18 protein-coding genes, 1 tRNA gene and 1 pseudogene are annotated in these 18,838 nt (G+C 69.3%); 8 read left to right on the top strand and 12 right to left on the bottom strand.

From position 1 onward, the window contains the following. Window positions 1-108 precede the first annotated feature (108 nt). Window positions 109-735: a TetR/AcrR family transcriptional regulator gene (locus tag ASF37_RS10220; RefSeq protein WP_056580232.1), complete on the top strand. Its 627-nt coding sequence runs from the start codon at window positions 109-111 to the stop codon at window positions 733-735. After that, on the top strand, window positions 732-2,366 hold the full coding sequence (locus tag ASF37_RS10215) for an MFS transporter (RefSeq protein WP_056580230.1): 1,635 nt from the start codon (window positions 732-734) through the stop codon (window positions 2,364-2,366). The genes ASF37_RS10220 and ASF37_RS10215 overlap by 4 nt, the downstream gene beginning before the upstream one ends. A 338-nt stretch (window positions 2,367-2,704) precedes the next feature. On the opposite strand, the gene ASF37_RS17660 is transcribed toward ASF37_RS10215, so the two are convergent. From ASF37_RS17660 to ASF37_RS10190, 6 genes and pseudogenes are all read right to left on the bottom strand, one after another. Next, window positions 2,705-3,343 carry an AIPR family protein gene (locus ASF37_RS17660; RefSeq protein ID WP_369815234.1) on the bottom strand — a complete coding sequence of 213 codons (639 nt, stop codon included), beginning with the start codon at window positions 3,341-3,343 and terminating at the stop codon, window positions 2,705-2,707. A gap of 98 nt (window positions 3,344-3,441) precedes the next feature. After that, window positions 3,442-3,798 (bottom strand): annotated as a pseudogene (locus ASF37_RS17655) (AIPR family protein); the annotation flags it as partial. 691 nt (window positions 3,799-4,489) lie between these two features. Next, a tRNA-Leu gene (locus tag ASF37_RS10205) sits at window positions 4,490-4,562 on the bottom strand. A gap of 26 nt (window positions 4,563-4,588) precedes the next feature. Then, a complete protein-coding gene (locus ASF37_RS10200; RefSeq protein ID WP_156368162.1) occupies window positions 4,589-6,964 on the bottom strand; it encodes an AAA family ATPase in 2,376 nt (791 codons plus the stop codon). Between the two features lie 55 nt (window positions 6,965-7,019). After that, window positions 7,020-7,529 carry a hypothetical protein gene (locus ASF37_RS10195; protein WP_056580226.1) on the bottom strand — a complete coding sequence of 170 codons (510 nt, stop codon included), beginning with the start codon at window positions 7,527-7,529 and terminating at the stop codon, window positions 7,020-7,022. Between the two features lie 155 nt (window positions 7,530-7,684). Continuing rightward, on the bottom strand, window positions 7,685-8,101 hold the full coding sequence (locus tag ASF37_RS10190; protein ID WP_156368161.1) for a hypothetical protein: 417 nt from the start codon (window positions 8,099-8,101) through the stop codon (window positions 7,685-7,687). A 127-nt stretch (window positions 8,102-8,228) separates the two neighbouring features. Between ASF37_RS10190 and ASF37_RS10185 the strand changes: the two genes are divergently transcribed. Beyond that, a complete protein-coding gene (locus ASF37_RS10185; protein WP_056580221.1) occupies window positions 8,229-8,681 on the top strand; it encodes a hypothetical protein in 453 nt (150 codons plus the stop codon). 284 nt (window positions 8,682-8,965) lie between these two features. On the opposite strand, the gene ASF37_RS10180 is transcribed toward ASF37_RS10185, so the two are convergent. From ASF37_RS10180 to ASF37_RS10170, 3 genes are all read right to left on the bottom strand, one after another. Further along, on the bottom strand, window positions 8,966-9,397 hold the full coding sequence (locus ASF37_RS10180; protein ID WP_056580220.1) for a hypothetical protein: 432 nt from the start codon (window positions 9,395-9,397) through the stop codon (window positions 8,966-8,968). 100 nt (window positions 9,398-9,497) lie between these two features. Continuing rightward, window positions 9,498-10,364, bottom strand: a complete 867-nt coding sequence (locus ASF37_RS10175; RefSeq protein ID WP_056580218.1) for an aldo/keto reductase — start codon at window positions 10,362-10,364, stop codon at window positions 9,498-9,500. Between the two features lie 94 nt (window positions 10,365-10,458). Beyond that, on the bottom strand, window positions 10,459-11,397 hold the full coding sequence (locus ASF37_RS10170) for an NAD(P)-dependent oxidoreductase (protein ID WP_056580215.1): 939 nt from the start codon (window positions 11,395-11,397) through the stop codon (window positions 10,459-10,461). Window positions 11,398-11,443: 46 nt separating this feature from the next. Between ASF37_RS10170 and ASF37_RS10165 the strand changes: the two genes are divergently transcribed. The 3 genes from ASF37_RS10165 (at window position 11,444) to ASF37_RS10155 (ending at window position 13,539) form a co-directional block, all read left to right on the top strand. After that, complete coding sequence (locus ASF37_RS10165) at window positions 11,444-11,866, top strand: YkvA family protein (protein WP_235499973.1); 423 nt, start codon at window positions 11,444-11,446, stop codon at window positions 11,864-11,866. A gap of 1 nt (window position 11,867) precedes the next feature. Continuing rightward, window positions 11,868-12,212 carry a TraR/DksA C4-type zinc finger protein gene (locus ASF37_RS10160; RefSeq protein ID WP_056580213.1) on the top strand — a complete coding sequence of 115 codons (345 nt, stop codon included), beginning with the start codon at window positions 11,868-11,870 and terminating at the stop codon, window positions 12,210-12,212. 91 nt (window positions 12,213-12,303) lie between these two features. Further along, on the top strand, window positions 12,304-13,539 hold the full coding sequence (locus ASF37_RS10155; RefSeq protein ID WP_056580210.1) for a DUF222 domain-containing protein: 1,236 nt from the start codon (window positions 12,304-12,306) through the stop codon (window positions 13,537-13,539). Between the two features lie 159 nt (window positions 13,540-13,698). Here ASF37_RS10155 and ASF37_RS10150 read toward each other — a convergent pair whose 3' ends face one another. Further along, the gene (locus ASF37_RS10150; RefSeq protein WP_056580208.1) at window positions 13,699-14,619 is read right to left on the bottom strand and encodes a Ppx/GppA phosphatase family protein; all 921 of its coding nucleotides are present in this window, start codon (window positions 14,617-14,619) and stop codon (window positions 13,699-13,701) included. A gap of 72 nt (window positions 14,620-14,691) precedes the next feature. Further along, a complete protein-coding gene (locus tag ASF37_RS10145) occupies window positions 14,692-16,050 on the bottom strand; it encodes a cation:dicarboxylate symporter family transporter (RefSeq protein ID WP_056580206.1) in 1,359 nt (452 codons plus the stop codon). 115 nt (window positions 16,051-16,165) lie between these two features. Between ASF37_RS10145 and ASF37_RS10140 the strand changes: the two genes are divergently transcribed. Together ASF37_RS10140 and ASF37_RS10135 are read left to right on the top strand one after the other, a co-directional pair. Beyond that, a complete protein-coding gene (locus ASF37_RS10140) occupies window positions 16,166-17,773 on the top strand; it encodes a sensor histidine kinase (protein WP_056580203.1) in 1,608 nt (535 codons plus the stop codon). Beyond that, entirely contained in the window at window positions 17,770-18,438 is a 669-nt protein-coding gene (locus ASF37_RS10135) for a response regulator (RefSeq protein WP_056580201.1), read from the top strand. The genes ASF37_RS10140 and ASF37_RS10135 overlap by 4 nt, the downstream gene beginning before the upstream one ends. Window positions 18,439-18,441: 3 nt before the next feature. On the opposite strand, the gene ASF37_RS10130 is transcribed toward ASF37_RS10135, so the two are convergent. Next, window positions 18,442-18,810 carry a VOC family protein gene (locus ASF37_RS10130; RefSeq protein WP_082506464.1) on the bottom strand — a complete coding sequence of 123 codons (369 nt, stop codon included), beginning with the start codon at window positions 18,808-18,810 and terminating at the stop codon, window positions 18,442-18,444. Window positions 18,811-18,838 lie beyond the last annotated feature (28 nt).

Below are 18,838 nucleotides of genomic sequence, written 5' to 3'. Positions count from 1 at the left end.
GCAGATCGTTGCCGGAAAGGACTTGCGCTCCGATGAAACATGTCCGTACCATCGAATGGAACGGTACCGTTCCGTTTCATCCATGTTTCGTCGCGCACCAGGAGCACCATGACCCCGGCAGAAGCCGCAGCCGCCGCCCGTCCGCGCGTGGAGGGCGAGCGTGAGCACGAGATCCTCGAGGCTGCGCTCGACGTCCTCGCCGACGTCGGCTACGACCGCCTGACCATGGACGCCGTGGCCTCGGCCGCTCGGGCATCGAAGGCCACGCTGTACCGCCGGTGGGAGACCAAGGCGAGCCTCGTCCTCGAGGCGGTCCTCGCCCAGAAGGGCCCTCTTCCCGCCCTTCCCGACACCGGCACCCTGCGCGGCGACCTCATCGCCTCGCACTGCGGCCGCGGAGGCCTGACCGACGAACGTCAGATCGCCATCTTCAGCGGGGTGCTCACGGCTCTCGGCCGCGACGCCGAGTTCGCCGACGGCTTCCGCACCCGGTTCCTCGGCCCCAAGGTCGAGGCGACCCAGGAGCTGTTCGCCCAGGCCCGCGAGCGCGGCGAGATCCGCGACGACGTCGACCTCGACATCGTCGGGTCGGCCCTCGCCGGCATCGTGCTGCACCGCGAGTTCGTCATGGGCGAAGTGCCCACCCCCGAGAGGATCACCGCCGTCATCGACCAGGTGATCCTCCCCGCCGTCCTGCGCCACTCCCCCATCCAGACCCCGAAGGACCCCTCATGACCGACACCACCCCCGACGCCGGGAATCACGTCACAGAACCGGAGGACCTCGCGCCTGAGACCAACCGCAGGCTGGGCTGGGCGCTGGTCATCATCTGCATCGCGCAGCTGATGGTCGTGCTCGACGCGACGATCGCCAACATCGCCCTGCCCTACATCGCAGCCGACCTGCGGATCGGCGAGGCGAACCTGCAGTGGATCGTGACGGGCTACGCCCTCGCATTCGGTGGCCTGCTGCTCCTCGGCGGCCGCCTGGCTGACCTCTACGGACGGCGCCGGATCTTCATCACCGGCCTCATCGTCTTCGCCGTCGCCTCGGCGCTCGGTGGCCTGGCCCAGAACGAGCCGATGCTGCTCGCGTCGCGTGGGCTGCAGGGCATCGGCGCGGCCATGGCCGCGCCCGCCGCCCTGGCCTTGATCACCACCACCTTCCCCGCCGGACCGCTGCGCAACCGGGCCTTCAGCGTCTACGCCGCTCTGTCGGGCGTGGGCGCGGCGATCGGCCTGATCCTCGGCGGCTGGCTGACCGGGCTGGAGCTGGGCAGCCTCGAGGGCTGGCGGCTGACGTTCCTCATCAACGTGCCGATCGGCCTCGTGGCCGCGTTCCTCGCGCCGCGGTTCCTGCCCGAGAGCAAGCCGCAGCGCCTCGCCCTCGACATCCCGGGCGCGCTCAGCGGCACCCTCGGCCTGGCCGCGCTGGTCTTCGGCCTCTCCCGGGCCGGCGACGAGCGCTACGGCTGGGGTGACACCTCGACCATCGTGTCGCTGGTCGTCGCGGCGGTACTGCTCGTCGGCTTCATCGTGATCGAGCGCTCCGTCAAGAGTCCGCTGCTGCCCCTGAGCATCTTCGCCAGCCGCGCCCGCTCGGTGGCGTTCGCCTCCATGATGATCACCCCGGCGGCCATGTTCGCGATGTTCTTCTTCCTGTCGCTGTTCGTGCAGAACGTGCTCGGCTACAGCCCGCTGCACACCGGCTTCGCGTTCCTGCCGTTCACGGTCGGCATCGTCTTCGGCGCCACGCTGTCGTCCAAGCTGATCGCCCGCATCGACCCCCGGTTCATCGCCGGAACCGGCACCGTCCTGGCTGGCATCGCCCTGTTCGGGTTCTCGCGGATCAGCGTCGACGACAGCCCCGCCAACCTGCTGCGCATCGCCGGCGGCAGCGGATCGCTGAGCGACGACGTGAACTACTGGACGGCCATCGCACCGTTCATCGTCCTGATGGCCTTCGGCATGGGCCTGGTGTTCGTGACCATGACCCTGGTGGCGGTGCACGGCATCCCGTCCGAAGAGTCGGGCATCGGCTCGGGGGTGCTCAACACCATGCAGCAGGTGGGTGGCGCCATCGGCCTGGCCGCCCTGTCGACGGTGGCCCTGCACTTCTCTACCAACCGTGGCGAGGAGATCGGCGGCGCCATCCAGGCAGCGTCCGGGTCGAGCGGCGCGCCGGCGCCCGACGTGGCGGAGCGCCTCAACGAGCTGATCGGACAGGCCGCCTTCACCGAGGGCGCGACGAACGCGTTCCTCGTGGGCGCCTTCATGATCTGGACCGCCTCGGCCATCATCTGGATCCTGCTCAACGTCAAGCACGACGAACTCGCCACGGACGGGCCGGAGGGCGTGGCGGTGTGAATCTCGGACGTAGGTCGATCTCAGACGAGGGCACATCGGTACTCCCGGTGCGTTTCGAACCTCACTGAGTCGGTCCCATGCCGCGCCGCGCGCCCCTCAACTTCATGCGCCGCGCACTTGGCGACCCCCAACCCAGCAAAAGCGATGAGGCACCGGCGCCCCGCGCCAGACCCAATCGGCGATCCGACACGCTCCGCCTAAGAAGACATAGCAATCTTTGCTGAGTCGACTAGGTCGAGCGGGCTTATAGGCTGCGTTGTCCCGCACTCGCGCCGCGCGCCGGAATGGGTGCCCCGCAGCCCAGCTACGACAGAGGAGGAGGCTTGGTCGCTTCTCGCTCAGCCTCGCGGGCTGGTCAGCAGGAACCTTTGAGCCCGATCCTGCAGCCGCTTACTGGTGAACGGATCTTTTGCCACGCGCTCGAAAAGAACCTCTCCTTTCCGCTCGGCCACGTACCGAAACTCTTCGCGAACTAGACTGAGCAGCTCTCGGAACCGACGGTCTGACGGGATTTCGAGCGATTCAGCGAGGTCCGAAGGCTTGGGAACCATCTTTCGCGTCATTGCGACTGCAGCGAACATCGCGAGATGGAAAACAAAGTTCTCCGAATCGGCCCGGGTATCGGGGGACGATTTGAGGAACTCTTCAGTTCTGCGCAAGAGTGTGATTGCGACCGAGTACATCTCGATGGGATGGTTGTTGTCAAAGACGGAGTAGTAAACCTCATCGGAGAAGATGCTTGAAACTTCGCCGCGAGCAATATGAGGGACTTGGACGAGTATCGACATCACTGCCTGCCCCATTTGATCAATCGATACAAGTTTGTTGAGCGGAATACTACGATTATGGTAGTAATTCTTCCGGCGCTCGTAATAGAGGCCCTGACTGCGAAGATGCTCCTCAATCTGCCGCTGCACCTTATCCGTGGCGCGCAGCGCACTTGTCCCCAGCGCTGTCTGACTGTTCGTCGCCTGAATGATCCGATCTCGAACACCGTCGTCGGCAGCTTGGATGACCTTGACGAGAGAACACTTCGATTCTCGGTGAATCCGTGAGCCCCGCCCCGCTTGAATATCTCGTGTGACGTCTGCAGACCGTTAACAACTTGAGGTGACTCGAGTTTCAGCAATTTGCTCGCAGGCTGAACCATGTCGGCAACGATGGTGACCCCATTGTTCAGCCACCAGAAGTCGACGTCCTTGTCTTCGTGTTCCAGCGTCGACTGAATACTACGATTGACCCCCGTCTCGCCTTCGTAGTCTCGAACGTTCGCCTCGAAAAGCGAGGCATCTAAACGCCCAGAGGGATCGGTGATGAATCGCTGATACTCGTCGAGCCTTACCACCCCGATGTACCCGCCAGCCGTATCCGTCGAAATCGGATTCTCAGCCAAAGCCAGCTCACGCGATGTTGGCACTCGCTCTCGAGCCATGTCTGCCACTTGCGCCGCCACGAGGAAATGCGCCGCGGGCGTGCACCCGCCGAAGCATTCAGTCAAGATCCTATTGAGCCGTTCACCCTTCTCCACGACATTCGGGTGAACTTCGTCAGCCTTCAACGATGCGAAACCGCAGTAAATGCTGAGACTGGGCATCTCAAGAGCGCGGTAAGCCGTCAGAAAGCGCCGCGTGATTTCGATAACGCGCCCATTAAATCGTCGAGCCAAGGCGGCCTCGTCGCGCTCGAACTCAAGCAGTTCAGGAAGATGAACGATCATCTTCTCCACCGCCGATTCGGAGAACCCGCGAGTGTTCTTGATCTGTAGAAGCACCAAATCCAGTTGCGCGTTCCTACCAAGCGCCGACAGATCCGTATCGTCGCGCACGCAGTACCCGTTCACGAAGATGTGGATCGAGTCCAGCCCGCCGTCATTCGCTCCGTCAACGATCCCCGCCAATAGATCATCGTGACTAGGACGATACTCACGAAGATAATGCTTCGCGACAAAGTAGGCCTCTTGAGAAGCATCGTCGAGTCCCGTTGATTCCGAGCGCGACCTGTCGATCATGTCTTGGAGTAGAACTACATCGTTCGATGCCATCAAATGCCCTCTCGTCACGAATTAAGCGAGCCTAACGGACGAGGAGCCCCGCGAACGCTCGGTTTCGCCATTACCGAAGCAGTGCTCCCGGTGGGGGTCGAACCCACACTGGGGCGGGTTTAAGCCGCCTGCCTCTGCCATTGGGCTACGGGAGCGCGGGGCCAGCCTAGGCGGGGGCGCGTCAGTCGACGCCGAGCCAGGCGAAGAACTCGTCGGCCGAGATCACCGGCTTGCCGTACTCGCGGGCCTTGCGCGCCTTGCCCGACTGGGTGCCGACCTCGGCGACCACGAGGAGGTCGCACTTCGTCTTGGTCACGTTGGCGACGGGTGCAAGTGCGGCATCGCGGGCAAGGCGCTCCATTGCGTCGCGCTCGTACATCCGACCCGACGGGGAGGTGGCCGTGCCGGTGAAGCAGACGCGGGCACCTGGCTGGAGCACGTCTGGCGCCGAGGGGTTCGCCTCTGCGACTGACGCGACGAGGTCGTCGACGAAGGACTCCCCCAGTAACGACTCCACGGTGCGGAGGCGCTCGACCAGAGCGTCGGAGAGCCGCGACGCCTTCGTGGCGACGTTGGCCAGCCGCGCCACCATCGCCTCGGCAACCACGGTCGGGGGCGAGCCGGCGCCTGAGTGGTCCGCGCCGTCGAGGAGGGCGGCGCTGATGCTCGTGCTTGCCTCCACCAGTGCCGAGAGCGTCGGGAGTCGGTCGGTCGAGGGCGGGGCGAGGCCGGGATCGCGGGTGAGCAGGTAGCTGGGGTCGGGCAGGCTCTCGGCCGGCTCGAAGGGCGTCGACGACGCGAGCGCGACGCCGGACTCCCGCAGCCGCACGAACGCCGCGAGCGTCGCGCGGGCGCGATCGGCAGCACAACCCGACGACTCCGCCATGCGCTCCTCCGACGACAGCGCGCCGTACGGCACCTCCACACCGAACGGCATGGGCACCACGTGCTGCAGCCGCTTGAGCTCGAAGTCGACCTTGGCCAGCGCGTCGTCGACCCGCACCCCCACCGGCGTCACGCCCTCGAGCAGCGGGGCGAGCACCGCCCACGCCTCGGGCAGAGTGGGCGCGAGCAGAACGTCGTCGGCGGTGATGCCAAATCTCGCACGCGCGTCGGCCAGGTCGCGTTCGGGGTTCACGAGCGTGCTCACCGCGGTGCCGTCGTCGAAGGCGACGGCCAGCTCGATCGGACGCGGCCGCGAGAACGTCCCCTCGTCGCCGACGAAGCAGACGCCCAGCCCGGCGAACCGGTCGGGTGCGGAGCGGGCCACTGAGCCCGACAGGAACCGCGTGACCCGGCGGTCGGTGCGCAGGTGGCGTGGCTCGATCGGCTTGCGCAGCACCAGACCCGCCATCGACGTCGCGCGGCTCAGCGCCACGTACACCTGGCCGGTGGCGAACACGCCGCCTGTGAGGTCGACGACGAGCCGGTCGAGCGTCTGCCCCTGGCTCTTGTGGATCGTGATCGCCCACGCCAGCCGGCACGGCAGCTGCGTGTAGGTGCCCACCACCTCGCGGCTCAGCGAGCCGCCGTCGACCACCGGGCGCGTGACCTCCCACGTGTACGCGCCGACCGTGACGACGGAGCCGTCGGCCAGCTCCACGTCCAGCTCGCGCTCACCGTCGACCACGGCCATGTCGACGACGCGCCCCAGCGTCCCGTTGACCCACCGGTCGCTCGGGTCGTTGGTGAGCAGCATGATCTGCGCGCCGACCTTGAGGTGCAGCACCGCGTCGGTGGGCGGGTCGAAGCCGCCGACGTCGCCGCTCTCCCGCGCGACGTGCGCGACGGCCTCCCCCGGCAGCCGCTCCAGGCGCTGGCGGTTGCGCGACGTGACGATCGAGTTCGACGGCGCGAGCGTCAGCCACAGCTCGTCCTCGGGCGGCTCGAAGTCGGCGTCGACACGGGTGTTCAGCTCCGCCCGCGCGGACTCCAGCAGCACGCCCTCCCGCACAGCGTTGAGCAGGGAGGTGAGGCGGTCGTCGCCCAGCTGACGGAAGACCGTGGTGAGCGCGACCGTCGGGAACGCGTCGCGCTCGAAGCAGTGCGCGGAGTAGAAGTACTCGGTCTCGTAGTGCGTGCGGAAGAACTCCGTCTCGCGGTCACCCACGATCGGTGGCAGCTGCAGGAGGTCGCCGACGAGCACGACCTGAACGCCACCGAACGGCTCGCCCTCGCAGGGACCGAAACGTCGGAGCGCCGCCTCCACCATGTCGAGGACGTCGGCCCGCACCATCGACGCCTCGTCGACCACCAGCGTCTGCAGACCCCGGATGGCCTTCGTGAACCGACCGGGCCGGTAGGTGCCGGAGCGCACGTCGTCGAGCGTCGTCGTCGGACGGAAGCCGAAGAGCCGGTGGATCGTGTAGCCCTCGACGTTCAGCGCCGCGATGCCCGTGGGCGCGGCCACCACCACGCGCCGCTCGGTGGTGGCGAGGAAGTGCCGCACCAACGTCGACTTGCCCGTCCCCGCCTTGCCGGTGAGGAACAGGTGACTGCCCGACTCGAGCAGCTCGAGCGCGCGCTCGATCTCCGGCGTGATGGTCAGGTCGGGCACGGGGTCAGGGTGTCATGGACCGGTCCTGGGCCCACCGATACTCGGTCAGCACTACCTACTGCTTCGCTCCCTGGCTGTAGCGAGCCACCTGCGCCTCCGCGAGCTCGATGGCGAGATCGGCGTCGGCGGACGCCAAACCACCACCACCCGCGGAGATCATCACCGGTCCCACGAGGACGAAGTTCTGCAGCAGCGTCGTGCCGTCGGTCTCGATCTTCACCCCCGCGGATGCGTCTCCGACCTTCGGTGCCGACATCGGCGTGTAGGTCAGCTCCGAGCCCTCGTAGACCTCGCTCTTGCAGGTCTTCAATGCCTTCACGAGCGCGTCCCACGACGCCTTGGCGTCCTCGACCGACTCGAACTGCCGGATGGCCACGCGTGCCAGCTCCGCCGACACGCCTCCACCCTTCGTGAAGTCCCGGCTTGCTCGGAACTTCTCCTCGGCCGGCGGGTCATAGTCGCAGAAGTACTTGTTGCCCTCGTCGGTCGGCGGGTCCTGGCTCCACCCGGCGGGGAGGTCGTCGATGCCGAGCAGGAGGTCCTCCAGCTCGTCCTTGGACTTCACCTTGTACGTCGGAGCAGCAGGCGATTCCGAGGCCGACGCGCTCGGCGTTGCCGACTTGTCTGCGCCTCCCTGCTCTGGCTCAGCGCTGCCGCTGCACGCAGCGAGCACCACGAAGATCGCGGCGGCGCCGAGCAGGCGAAGTCGGGGAACGCTCATCACGCTTCGTCGACGGTTCCGGCGGCCGGCGCGGCGGGCGGCGTCTCCTTGGCCAGGCTGAGCTGCCACGCCGCGCCCACGACCCAGGCCACGCCCGCCAGCAGAGTCAGGTAGAGACCGATGGCTGCTGCGCCGTTCATGTCCAGCAGCCCGATCAGCGCAACGAGGACCGCCAGCACCAGGAGGACGATCTGAGAGGCCTTGCCCGGCGTGCGGGGCTCACCGAAGAGACCTGTCGTCGCAGCGAGGATGCCCGCACCCGCGCCGGCCATCACCAGGGTGATGACACCGTCGCCCTCGATGCCGAGCGCACCGAACCCCATGATCGACACCCACGGCAGGAATGCAGCGATGAAGACGACCAGGATCGCGACGGCAGAGATGCGCTGAGGAGTAGAAAGCCGTTCAAGATTCATCTGCGCAGCCTAGGCACGGCCACGACGCACGTCTCGCGAACGGTGCGAGTCGGGACGAACGGCTCGACACGATCGATCGTTTCTGGCGCGCAGGCGAGCTGATGGTCGGGACCACTAGCCTCGCGGCATGGACTTCGCGTCATGGCTCAGTCTCGGCACGCTCGTCACCCTGGCCATCGGGCTCGGCGTCCTCGCCTGGCACGCTCGGGGGCAGAGACGGATGCGTCGAGCCGAGTACGGAAACGTCTACATCCAGCGCCACTGGCAGATCGAGGACGACGTGCTCGTCGCGGACGAGGGTTCCCCGCAGCACCAGATGCACCTGCAGCGCTACCTGCGCCTGCTCGAGGACGAGTTCGACGCCGCGACGCTTCGATTCCTCGACCTTCCTCAGTGGGCCGTGTGGCACGGCGTGCTCGACGACGATCGAGCACGGCAACGCGTCACCGAGGCCCTCCACGCGTGCGATCCGGCCGCGGGCGAGTTCCGACGTCTCAAGCGCTGCCTCGCCCAGCGCGAGAGGGACAGGGCCCGCCACGACATCTCGCGGTGCAAGGCGACCCAGGTGTACTCGGCGTAGTTCACAGCGGAGTCCGTTGCGCATCGAACGCCACCGCGCCGGGCCCGGGCGAGCCCCAAGGCGATGGACGCGACGCGGCCCCCGACCTGCGTGAGGTCGAGGGCCGCGTCGGGCTGTGCTTCGGGTCAGGCGCTGAGGCCGGACTCGATCGTCTGGAGCTCGTCGTCGGTGAGCTCCAGGTCGGCCGCCTCGGCGGAGTTCTTCGCCGACTCCGGACGCGCCGGGGATCGGGACGACGACGGGCGCCTGGGCGAGGTGCCAGGCGAGCGCGACCTGGTGAGGCCTCAGGCCTGGCCCCAGATCCTCGGACCCGCCTCGTGCGCGACCAGCTCACCGAACGCGACCTCCCGTGCATCTCCGTCGCCCTCGAGGCGATAGGGCAGGTGGACGACCAGGCTCGCGCCCTCGCTGTGCTCGAGCTCAACGCGGAGGGCGTCCGACCCGTCGAGCAGCACGTCGGCCACGAACGCGACGGCGCGCAGCTCGGCGGCGTTCGCCCCGGCTCCCGCATAGAGCGCCTCGAGCACGGACGTCGAGTCCGGGTGGTCGCCCTCGCCCGGGTCGGCGCCGAGCAGACGCTCCTCCCCCGTGCGGTCCAGTGCTGCCCCGAACGGGTACAGCTCGCCGTAGCGCTGCAAGGTCTGCTCGGCGAATCCCACCGCCCCGTTGAGCAGCCCGTTCAGCTCGTCCTGCGCGTCGTCGCTCCCTGAGGTCACCCGGCAACCCTCGCACCCGGCCATGCATCCGACAACCGTCCAGACGCGAAGCGGCCCCCGACCTGCGTGAGGTCGAGGGCCGCGTCGGGCTGTGCTCGGGTCAGGCGCTGAGGCCGGACTCGATCGTCTGGAGCTCGTCGTCGGTGAGCTCAAGGTCGGCCGCCTCGGCGGAGTTCTTCGCCGACTCCGGGCGCGAGGCGCCGGGGATCGGGACGACGACGGGCGCCTGGGCGAGGTGCCAGGCGAGCGCGACCTGGTGGGGGCTCACACCGCGGGCGTCGGCCACCTGCTGGAAGGCGGAGTGGTCCGAGCCGAAGTCGCCGGCCTTCTTGATGCCGCCGAACGGGCTCCACGGCAGGAACGCGACGCCGATCTCGGCGCAGTGCTTCAGCTCGTCACGGCTCGACAGGAACGCCGGGCTGAACTGGTTCTGCACCGACGCCAGCTTGCCGCCGAGCACCTGGTTGGCCTCGTCGATCTGCGCGACCGTCGCGTTCGAGATGCCCGCGTGCTGGATGACACCCTCGTCGAGCAGCTCCTTCAGCGCGCCCACGGACTCCGCGTACGGGACGTCCGGGTCGGGGCGGTGGAACTGGTAGAGGCCGATCGACTCGACGCCGAGCCGCTGTGCCGACGCCTTCGCCGCCTCCTTGAGGTACTCGGGGCGTCCGTTCTGCGTCCACGAGCCGTCGCCGGGGCGCAGGTGGCCGCCCTTCGTCGCGACGAGGACGTCCTGGCCGGACGAATGGCTCTTGAGCGCCTCGGCGATGAGCGACTCGTTGTGGCCGACCTCGCCGGCGTCGCGGTGGTAGGCGTCGGCGGTGTCGATGAAGTTCACGCCGGCGTCGAGCGAGGCGTGGATCGTGGCGATGGAGCGCTCGCGATCGGGCCGCCCCTCGATGGACATCGGCATGCCGCCGAGGCCGATCGCGCTGACGGTCACGGGTCCGATGGTGCGCTGCTGCACAGGTCCTCCTGAAGTCGATGGGAAGTGGTCAAACCTTCAATTTCCACCGTACGTCGGGATCCCAGGGACGCCAGCCGAGTGACGTCGGCGCGGGTCAGGAGCCGGAGACGTCCACCTGGTTCAGAAGCGGCTCCCCCGCGACGAGACGACGCACCTGCTCGCGCACGAGGGGCTCGATGCGCTCGAGGCGCGTGGCCACCGCACCGCCCACGTGGGGCGCGATGAAGACGCCGGGCGTGGTCCACAGCGGGTGGTCGTCGGGAAGCGGCTCGGGGTCCACCACGTCGAGCGCCAGCCGCACGTGGCCCGACGCGGCGTGCGTCACGAGCGCGTCGGTGTCGGCCACCTTGCCGCGCGCGACGTTCACCAGCAGCGCGCCGTCGCGCATGGCCGAGAGGAATGCGTCGTCGACGAGGTGGTGGGTGGAGTCGCCGTACGGCACGGCGACGATCACAACGTCCACGTCGGCCAGCAGGTCGTGCACCTCGTCGATGCCGTGCACGTGGCCACGCTCGTCGTCACGTGCACTCGACGCCACGCGCACCATCTCCACGCCGAAGCCGTCGAGCCGCGTCGCCACCTGCTCGCCGATGCCGCCGACGCCCAGCAGCATCACGCGCTTGCCGAGCAGACCGGGGCGCGCCTCGTCCTTGCTCCACCGTCCCTCGGAGCGGGTCGCGTTGCGCGCGAAGTCGTCGAGGCCACGCAGCGAGGCCAGGGTCATGGCCACCGCCAGCTCGGCCGTCGGCGCCTCGTGCACGTCGACCGCGTTGCACCAGGTGATGCCGTCGGGCACGTTGCCGATCGCGTCGTCGTAGCCGAGGGACTGCGCCTGCACCGCCTTCACCCGCCTGACGTCGAGCACCGACAGGTCGCCCGTGAGCTGGTACGGACGGACCGCGAGGTCGAGCACGACGTCGGCCGGAGGCTTCCCCGCGAAGTCCCACACATGCAGGGTGGCGGTGCCGTCGGACTCGAGGTCGGCGAAGAGGTCGCGGGTCGTCTCGTCGGGAAAGCTCAACTGCAGCGTCATGCCTCCGATCATGCCCGCCGTCCGCCCCGCGCCTTACCGTGGGTTCGTGAGCACCTGGGGCATCGTCGCGGCCGTCGTCGGAGGCCTCGTGCTGCTCTGGCTGGTGCTCGTCGTCGTGCTGTGGCTCGCCGCGCGCCGCGAATCCCGCGACGTCGACCTGCGCGACCTCGTCCGCCTCGTCCCCGACCTGGTGCGCCTGGTCCACCGCCTCGCCCGCGACCCCGCACTCCCCCGCGGCGTCCGCATCCGACTCGGCGCGCTGCTCGTCTACCTGGCCCTGCCCATCGACCTCGTGCCCGACGTCATCCCCGTGGTCGGGTACGCCGACGACGTCGTGGTCGTCGCGCTCGTCCTGCGGTCCGTCGTGCGGCACGCGGGGGCCGACGCCATCGAGCAGCACTGGCCCGGCAGCGACGCGGGGCTCGTCGCGGTGCTGCGCCTGGCCGGCGTCCGGCGCGAGGTGGCCTGACGTGGACCACCGCACCCGACTCGACGACGAGCGCCGGTCGCTCCTGCGCGCCATCGCCGTCCGCGACGCCGACGTGGCCGGCATCGTCGCCGCCCGCGAGGGCTCCAACGTCGACGACGAGCACGACCCCGAGGGTTCCACCATCGCCTTCGAGCGGACCCAGGCCGACCACGCCGCCGCCAACGCCCGACGTCGGCTCGCAGCGGTGGAGGCGGCGCTGGGTCGGCTCGACGACGGCACCTACGGCGTGTGCGAGGTCTGCGGTGAGCCGATCGCGGAGGGTCGATTGGAGGCATTGCCGGCCACCACACGGTGTGTGCGGTGCGCGTCGGGCCGGAAGTCCTGATCTCACTCGGACCTTGGTCACGTATTCGAACACATGCTTGTTTCTTGTCTGATCTACCCTCTAGAATGAAGGTAGACCAGCAGGAGGAAGCATGAGCGTCGCCGCACTCGACACCCATCCGGTGCCGTCGTGCGTGCGTTCCGCGCGTGAGTCGTTCTCCGCGGTCCCCACGAGTGCGTGGGACGGACTGGAGACCGGCGAGGTCCGCCGTCTGGTCGGTGAGCTGTCCCGGTTGGAGTCCCAGGTCGCGGCCCACAAGATGGCTGCCGCACGCGTGCTCGAGAAGGCGCGCACGGCCGCAGCCAACGGTGACGGACCACGGCCGGGAACCGGCACCTCGACCGGGGCAACGATCTCGATCGACTTCGGTGGGGACCGCAGTGGCGCCGACGCGTTGGTGAACACCGCGCAGCGGATCGAGGAGCAGACCACCCTCACCGAGAACGCGCTCGCCTCCGGCGTGATCAGCAGCAAGCAGGCCGACCTCATCTCCCGCGCCCTGGCCAAGCTGCCTGACGACGTGACCCCCGAGCAGCGTGAGCGGTGTGAAGAGACCCTCCTGAGGGACGCGCAGAGGCTCAGCCTGAAGGACCTGCGGCGCCGAGGGGATCGGATCACCCAGGCGTACAGAAAGAAGACCGACGAGGTCGACGCGGACGAAGACGCCATCCTCCGGAAGAAGGAAGAAGCTGCCCGGGCGAAGACGTCGTTCTCGATGTGGGACAACAACGACGGCACCGTCACCGGCCGGTTCACCCTCCCCGAGGCCCAGGGCGCGATGCTCAAGACCGCCCTGGATGCCCTCGCAGCACCGCACCAGAAGGTCGGGACCGTCAACGCCGCCACCGGCGAGCACGACGAAGTGGGGTTCGGGCAGACCTACCCCCAGCGCCTCGGCCACGCCTTCGCCACCCTGATCGAGCACCTCCCCGCCGACTCCCTGCCGTCCAACGGTGGCGTCAGCGCGGTCGTGACCGTGAACCTCGACCTCGACACCCTCATGGGCGGCGTCAAGGCCGCCGGAGGCGAGGCGACTGGCCTGCAGCGCCCAGATCGTCCCGATGGTCCTCAACGGCACCTCACTCCCGATCGACCTCGGCAGCGCGAACCGCTACTTCAACCGGTCATCCCGCCGGGCGATGGAGAAGAGAGACGGCGGATGCACCACACCAGGTTGCGACCGCGACTCACGGTGGACCGAAGCCCACCACCTCACCCCCTACTCCCTGAGCGGGACCACCGACGTCAACGACGGCGCACTCCTGTGCTCGTTCCACCACCACCGCGCCCACGAGCAGGGCTGGGTCGGGCGGATCAATCCCGATGACGGACACGTCGAGTGGAAGCTCCCCGGCAGCGACACCTGGCAACGCAACACCCGCTGGCGACCCTGAACCCTCACGCCCACGACACCCCGTCCACCCGGTCGGGGCACTTGTGCTGCCCAGGTTCGGTCGCGGTCGCCGAGGGGACGGTGCGGGCGGGACTACAGCCCCGCGGCGCCCCAGGCGATGCCGTCGAGGATGTCGTGCTCGCTCACGGTCACCGTGTCGGTGGCGAGGGGCACGGCGTCCAGCACCGCGTCGAGGATCATGGCGCCGGCGCCGATCACGTCGGCACGGCCGGGATGCATGAATGGCAGGGCCCGGCGGTCAGCCACCGACATGCGCAGCAGCGAGAGGCAGGCGGTGCGCATGTCGTCGACCGAGATCCGTGCCCCGTGGATGGCCGACGAGTCGTACGACGGCAGCTCCAGCGCGTGCGCAGCCACGGTGGTGATGGTGCCCGCCACACCGACGAGGGTGCTCACGGGCTCCAGCGAAGAGACCTGAGGGACGAGCAGCCCGTCGAGGTAGGCCTCGAGGGCCGTCACCTCGTCGATCGAGACCGGGTCGCTGGGCAGGAAGCGCTCGGTCAGCCGCACGGAACCGACGTCGAAGGAGTGCGACCACTGCACGTCGCCGTCGGCGCCGACCACCAGCTCGGTGGAGCCGCCGCCGATGTCGACGACGAGCGCCGAGCCGCTCGTCGAGCGGGTGGCGCCCAGGAACGAGGCGCGGGCCTCGTCCTCGCCGGTGAGGACCTCGGGGCGCACGCCGAGGATCGACTCCACGCCGTCGTTCAGCTCGTCGGCGTTCTCGGCGTCGCGTGCCGCCGACGTCGCGCAGAAGCGGATCCGCTGCGCACCCAGCACCGTGGCCAGCTCACCGAACTCGCGGGTGACGGCCAGCGTGCGGTCGAGGGCGTCGGGGTGGAAGCGGCCGGTCTCGTCGACCCCCTGGCCGAGGCGGACGACCCGCATCTCGCGGACCACGTCCCGCTTCTCCTCGCCCCTCACGTCCGTGACGAGCAGGCGCAGGGAGTTCGTCCCACAGTCCATGGCGGCCACGCGGAGGGCATCCGGCATGCCCCGACCCTACCGAGGCCGAAGGGCCCGGACGGTGCCCGGGCCCTTCGGCTCATCCCACCTGCTGCGAGGTCAGCGCGAGGTCTCGACCAGCTCCTCGTCCCCGCGCGGGGTGTAGCCGTGGTCGTCGTCGACCATGCTCGTCTCGTCGAACGGGTCGTTGCCGGCCAGCACCTGGTCCAGCTTCTCGCGGTCGAGCGAGTTGGTCCACGTGCCCACCAGCACCGTCGCCACGGCGTTGCCGGCGAAGTTGGTGAGGGCGCGCGCCTCGGACATGAACCGGTCGATGCCGACGATGAGGCCGACGCCGTCGACCAGGTCGGGGCGGTGCGACTGCAGACCACCGGCGAGCGTGGCCAGGCCGGCTCCGGTCACGCCGGCCGCACCCTTGGAGGCGATCATCATGAACAGCAGCAGCGAGAGCTGCTCGCCGAAGCTCAGCGGGTCGCCCGTGGCCGACGCGACGAACAGCGTGGCCATGGTCAGGTAGATCGCGGTTCCGTCGAGGTTGAACGAGTACCCGGTGGGCACCACGACGCCGACCGTGGACTGGTGCACACCGGCGTGCTCCATCTTGGCGATGAGGCGCGGCAGGGCCGACTCCGACGACGACGTGGACACGATGAGCAGGAACTCACGGCCCAGGTACTTCAGCAGGCTGAAGATGTTGATGCCGGTGACGACCTTGAGCAGCAGGCCCAGGATGCCGAACACGAACAGGAAGCACGTGATGTAGAAGCCGATCATGAGGACCGCCAGGCTGCGCAGGGCGTCCATGCCGGTCTCGCCGACGACGGCGGCGATGGCACCGAAGGCGCCGATGGGCGCCAGCCACATGATCATGGCCAGCACGCGGAACACGAGCTTCTGCAGGTGACCCACCCCCACCAGCACGGGCTCGCCGGCGCGGCCCATGGCCTGCAGGGCGAAGCCGACCAGCAGCGCGACGAAGAGCGCCTGCAGCACGTCACCGGACGTGAGCGAGGAGACCATGGTGTCGGGGATCATGTGCAGGATGAACTCGGCGGTCGTCTGCTTCTCCGAGCCGGCGGACTCGGCGGCCTTGGCCGCGCCCTCCTCGGTCAACTGCAGGCCCTCACCCGGGTGCAGGATGTTGCCGACGGCCAGGCCGATGGCCAGCGCGAACGTCGACATGGTGATGAAGTAGCCGAGCGCGAGCCCGCCGACCTTGCCCACCTGGGCGGCGCTGCGGACCGAGCCGACGCCGAGCACGATGGTGCAGAAGATGACCGGGCCGATCATCATCTTGATCAGCTTGACGAAGCCCTCGCCGAGCGGCTTGAGCTCCTTGGCGAAGTCGGGGGCGGCGAAGCCGACGCCGATGCCGGCGAGCACCGCGATGATGACGGCGATGTACAGGTAGTGGGTGCGGTCACGCTTGACGCGTGGCTGCGAGGTATCGGTGGCCATGGGGTTCCTCCTGGTGGGCTGACCTGCACACCGTGCCCTCCGACGTGACCCCGGTCACCGTTGCGTACATAGAGTTCGTGACCGCCATCACAGGAGGCTCCCGACTTCTGGGACGATGCCCCCTGTGTCCCGTGCCGCGTCCCGAGCTCCGTCCGTCGCTCGCCAGATCCTGCTCTGGCAGGTCGTGGTGGTGTGCGTGCTGGTGCTGGGCGGGGTCGCACTGGCCTGGTTCGACGCTCGCGCGGACGCCACGTCGTCGGCCCGGCAGCGGGCACTCGACCTCGCCGTCGCGGTGGCCGACACCCCCACCGTGCGCGACGCGGTGCGCACGTCGAGCCCGACGACCGTGCTGCAGCCGTTCGCCGAGCAGGTGCGTCGCGACAGCGGCACCGACTTCGTGGTGGTGATGTCGCGCGACGGCATCCGCTACTCCCACCCCGACGTGGACGTGATCGGCGAGCGGTTCATCGGGTCCATCGAGGAGGCACAGGCCGGCCGGACCCACACCGAGGAGTACGTCGGCACGCTTGGTCCGTCGGTGCGGGCCGTGGTGCCGGTCTTCGCCGAACCCGGCAGCCGCGACGTGGTGGCGCTCGTGTCGGTGGGCATCCGCACCGACAAGGTGCAGGACGAGGTCGTGGACGCCCTGCCGAGGATCCTGGGCGCGGCGGCACTGGCCGCGGTGGTGGGCATCGTCGGCGCCTGGCTGATCCACCGCCGGCTGCGACGTCAGACGCACGGGCTGGGCGAGCAGCAGATCACCCGGATGTACGAGTACTACGACGCGGTGCTGCGGGCGGTGCGCGAGGGCCTGGTGCTCGTGGACGCCGACGGTCGGGTGAGCCTGGTGAACCAGGAGGCCGAGCGCCTCCTCGACGTCGGGTCCGACCGCGTCCTGGGCGCCGACGTCGCGACCCTCGGGCTCGAGCCGTCGCTCACCGAGACCCTGCGGGCAGGACTGCCGCTCACCGACGAGGTGGTGGCGCTGGCCGACCGCGTGCTCATCGTGAACGCGGCGCCGGCGCAGTGGGAGGGCCGCGACGTGGGCACGGTGGTGACGATCCGCGACCGCACCGAGCTGCAGGGCGTGACGGCCGAGCTCGACACCGTGCGAAGCCTGGCCGACTCGCTGCGGGCGCAGAGCCACGAGACCGCGAACCGGTTGCACACGATGGTCTCGCTCGTGGAGATGGGCCGCAGCGAGGAGGCCGTGGAGTTCGCGACCCACGAGATGCAGCTGGCGCAGGGGCTGACCGACCACATGGTGGGGGCGGTGGAGGAGCCGGTGGTGGCGGCGCTGCTGCTGGGCAAGTCGGCGCAGGCGCACGAGCGAGGGGTCCGGCTCGACGTCGACCCGGCGTCGGTGGTCACGGGTCTGCCGGTCGGCGCGCACGACGCGGTGACGGTGCTGGGCAACCTGCTCGACAACGCCATCGACGCGGCGCAGGGCACGCCGGACGCGACCGTGGCGGTGCACCTGCACGCGAGCGAGCTGCACCTCGACGTGGTGGTGGAGGACTCCGGGCCGGGCATCCCTAGGGAGGCGCGGGAGCGCGTGTTCGAGCGAGGCTGGTCGACCAAGGTGGTGGAGCAGGCGCACGGGCGAGGGCTGGGGCTCGCGCTCGTGGGGCAGGTGGTGCGACGTCACGGCGGCACCGTGCGCGTGGGCACGGGTGCGCTGGGCGGAGCGCTCGTCGAGGTGGAGATCGGGGACGACGCGTGATCCGGACGCTGGTGGTCGAGGACGAGAAGGTGGCGGCGCAGGCGCACGCCCAGTACGTGCGGGAGGTGCCCGGCTTCGAGGTCGCAGCCGTCGCGATGTCGGCGCAGGAGGCCGCGCGGGTGCTGCGCGAGGAGGCGATCGACCTCGTCCTGCTGGACATGCACCTGCCCGACGGGCACGGCCTCGAGCTGCTGCGTCGGCTCCGGGCGGCCGGGAGCCGGGTCGACGTCATCGCGGTCACGTCGGCGCGCGACGTGGAGATCGTGCGCGACGCGGTGGCCCAGGGCGTGGTCGGCTACCTGATCAAGCCGTTCGCGTTCGGGGCGCTGCGCGAGCGGCTGACCGCGTACCGGACCTTCCACGAAGGGCTCCAGGGCGCCGACGACCTCGACCAGGGTGCGGTCGACCGGATGCTGGAGTCGCTCCGCCCGGTCACCCGCTCGGGGCTGCCGAAGGGGCTGGGCGTCGAGACGCTGCAGCAGGTGAAGGCGGTGCTCGCCGAGCACGGCGCCGCCTCGGCGGGCGAGCTGGCCGAGCACCTGGGGTCGTCGCGGGTCACGGCCCGGCGGTACCTGGAGCACCTCGCCGAGACCGGTGAGGTGGAGCGGGTCACCCGACTGGGGCGGGCGGGGCGCCCTGAGGTGGAGTACCGACCGCGCGTCTAGCGCTCATCCGTGCACGGTCACCGCGTAGCCGTCGGGGTCGGCGAAGGTGAAGGTGCGTCCGAACGGTCCGTCGACGGGCTGCTGGAGGATCTCGACACCGTGGGCGACCAGGTCGTCGTGGACCGCCTGGGCGTCGTCGCTCGCGAGCCACAGCGCGACCCCGGCGCCGGGGCGGGGCGAGACGGCCGCGACGTCGAGGCCGGGCAGCGGCTCGCGGACGGCGAAGGCGACCGGGCTGGTCGCGAAGACGACGGCGCCGGGCGGCGCGACCGGGGCACGCGTGAGGCCGAGCCGCTCCTCGTAGAAGGCGGCGGACGCCTCCAGGTCGGCGACCTGCAGGGCGACGAAGTCGGGTCCGGTGACGGTGGCCATGGGCGTATCCATTCTCTCGGGTGAATGT

This window comes from Aeromicrobium sp. Leaf289 (assembly GCF_001423335.1).
GTDB lineage: Bacteria > Actinomycetota > Actinomycetes > Propionibacteriales > Nocardioidaceae > Aeromicrobium.
This window is presented reverse-complemented; position numbering and strand designations above follow the sequence as displayed.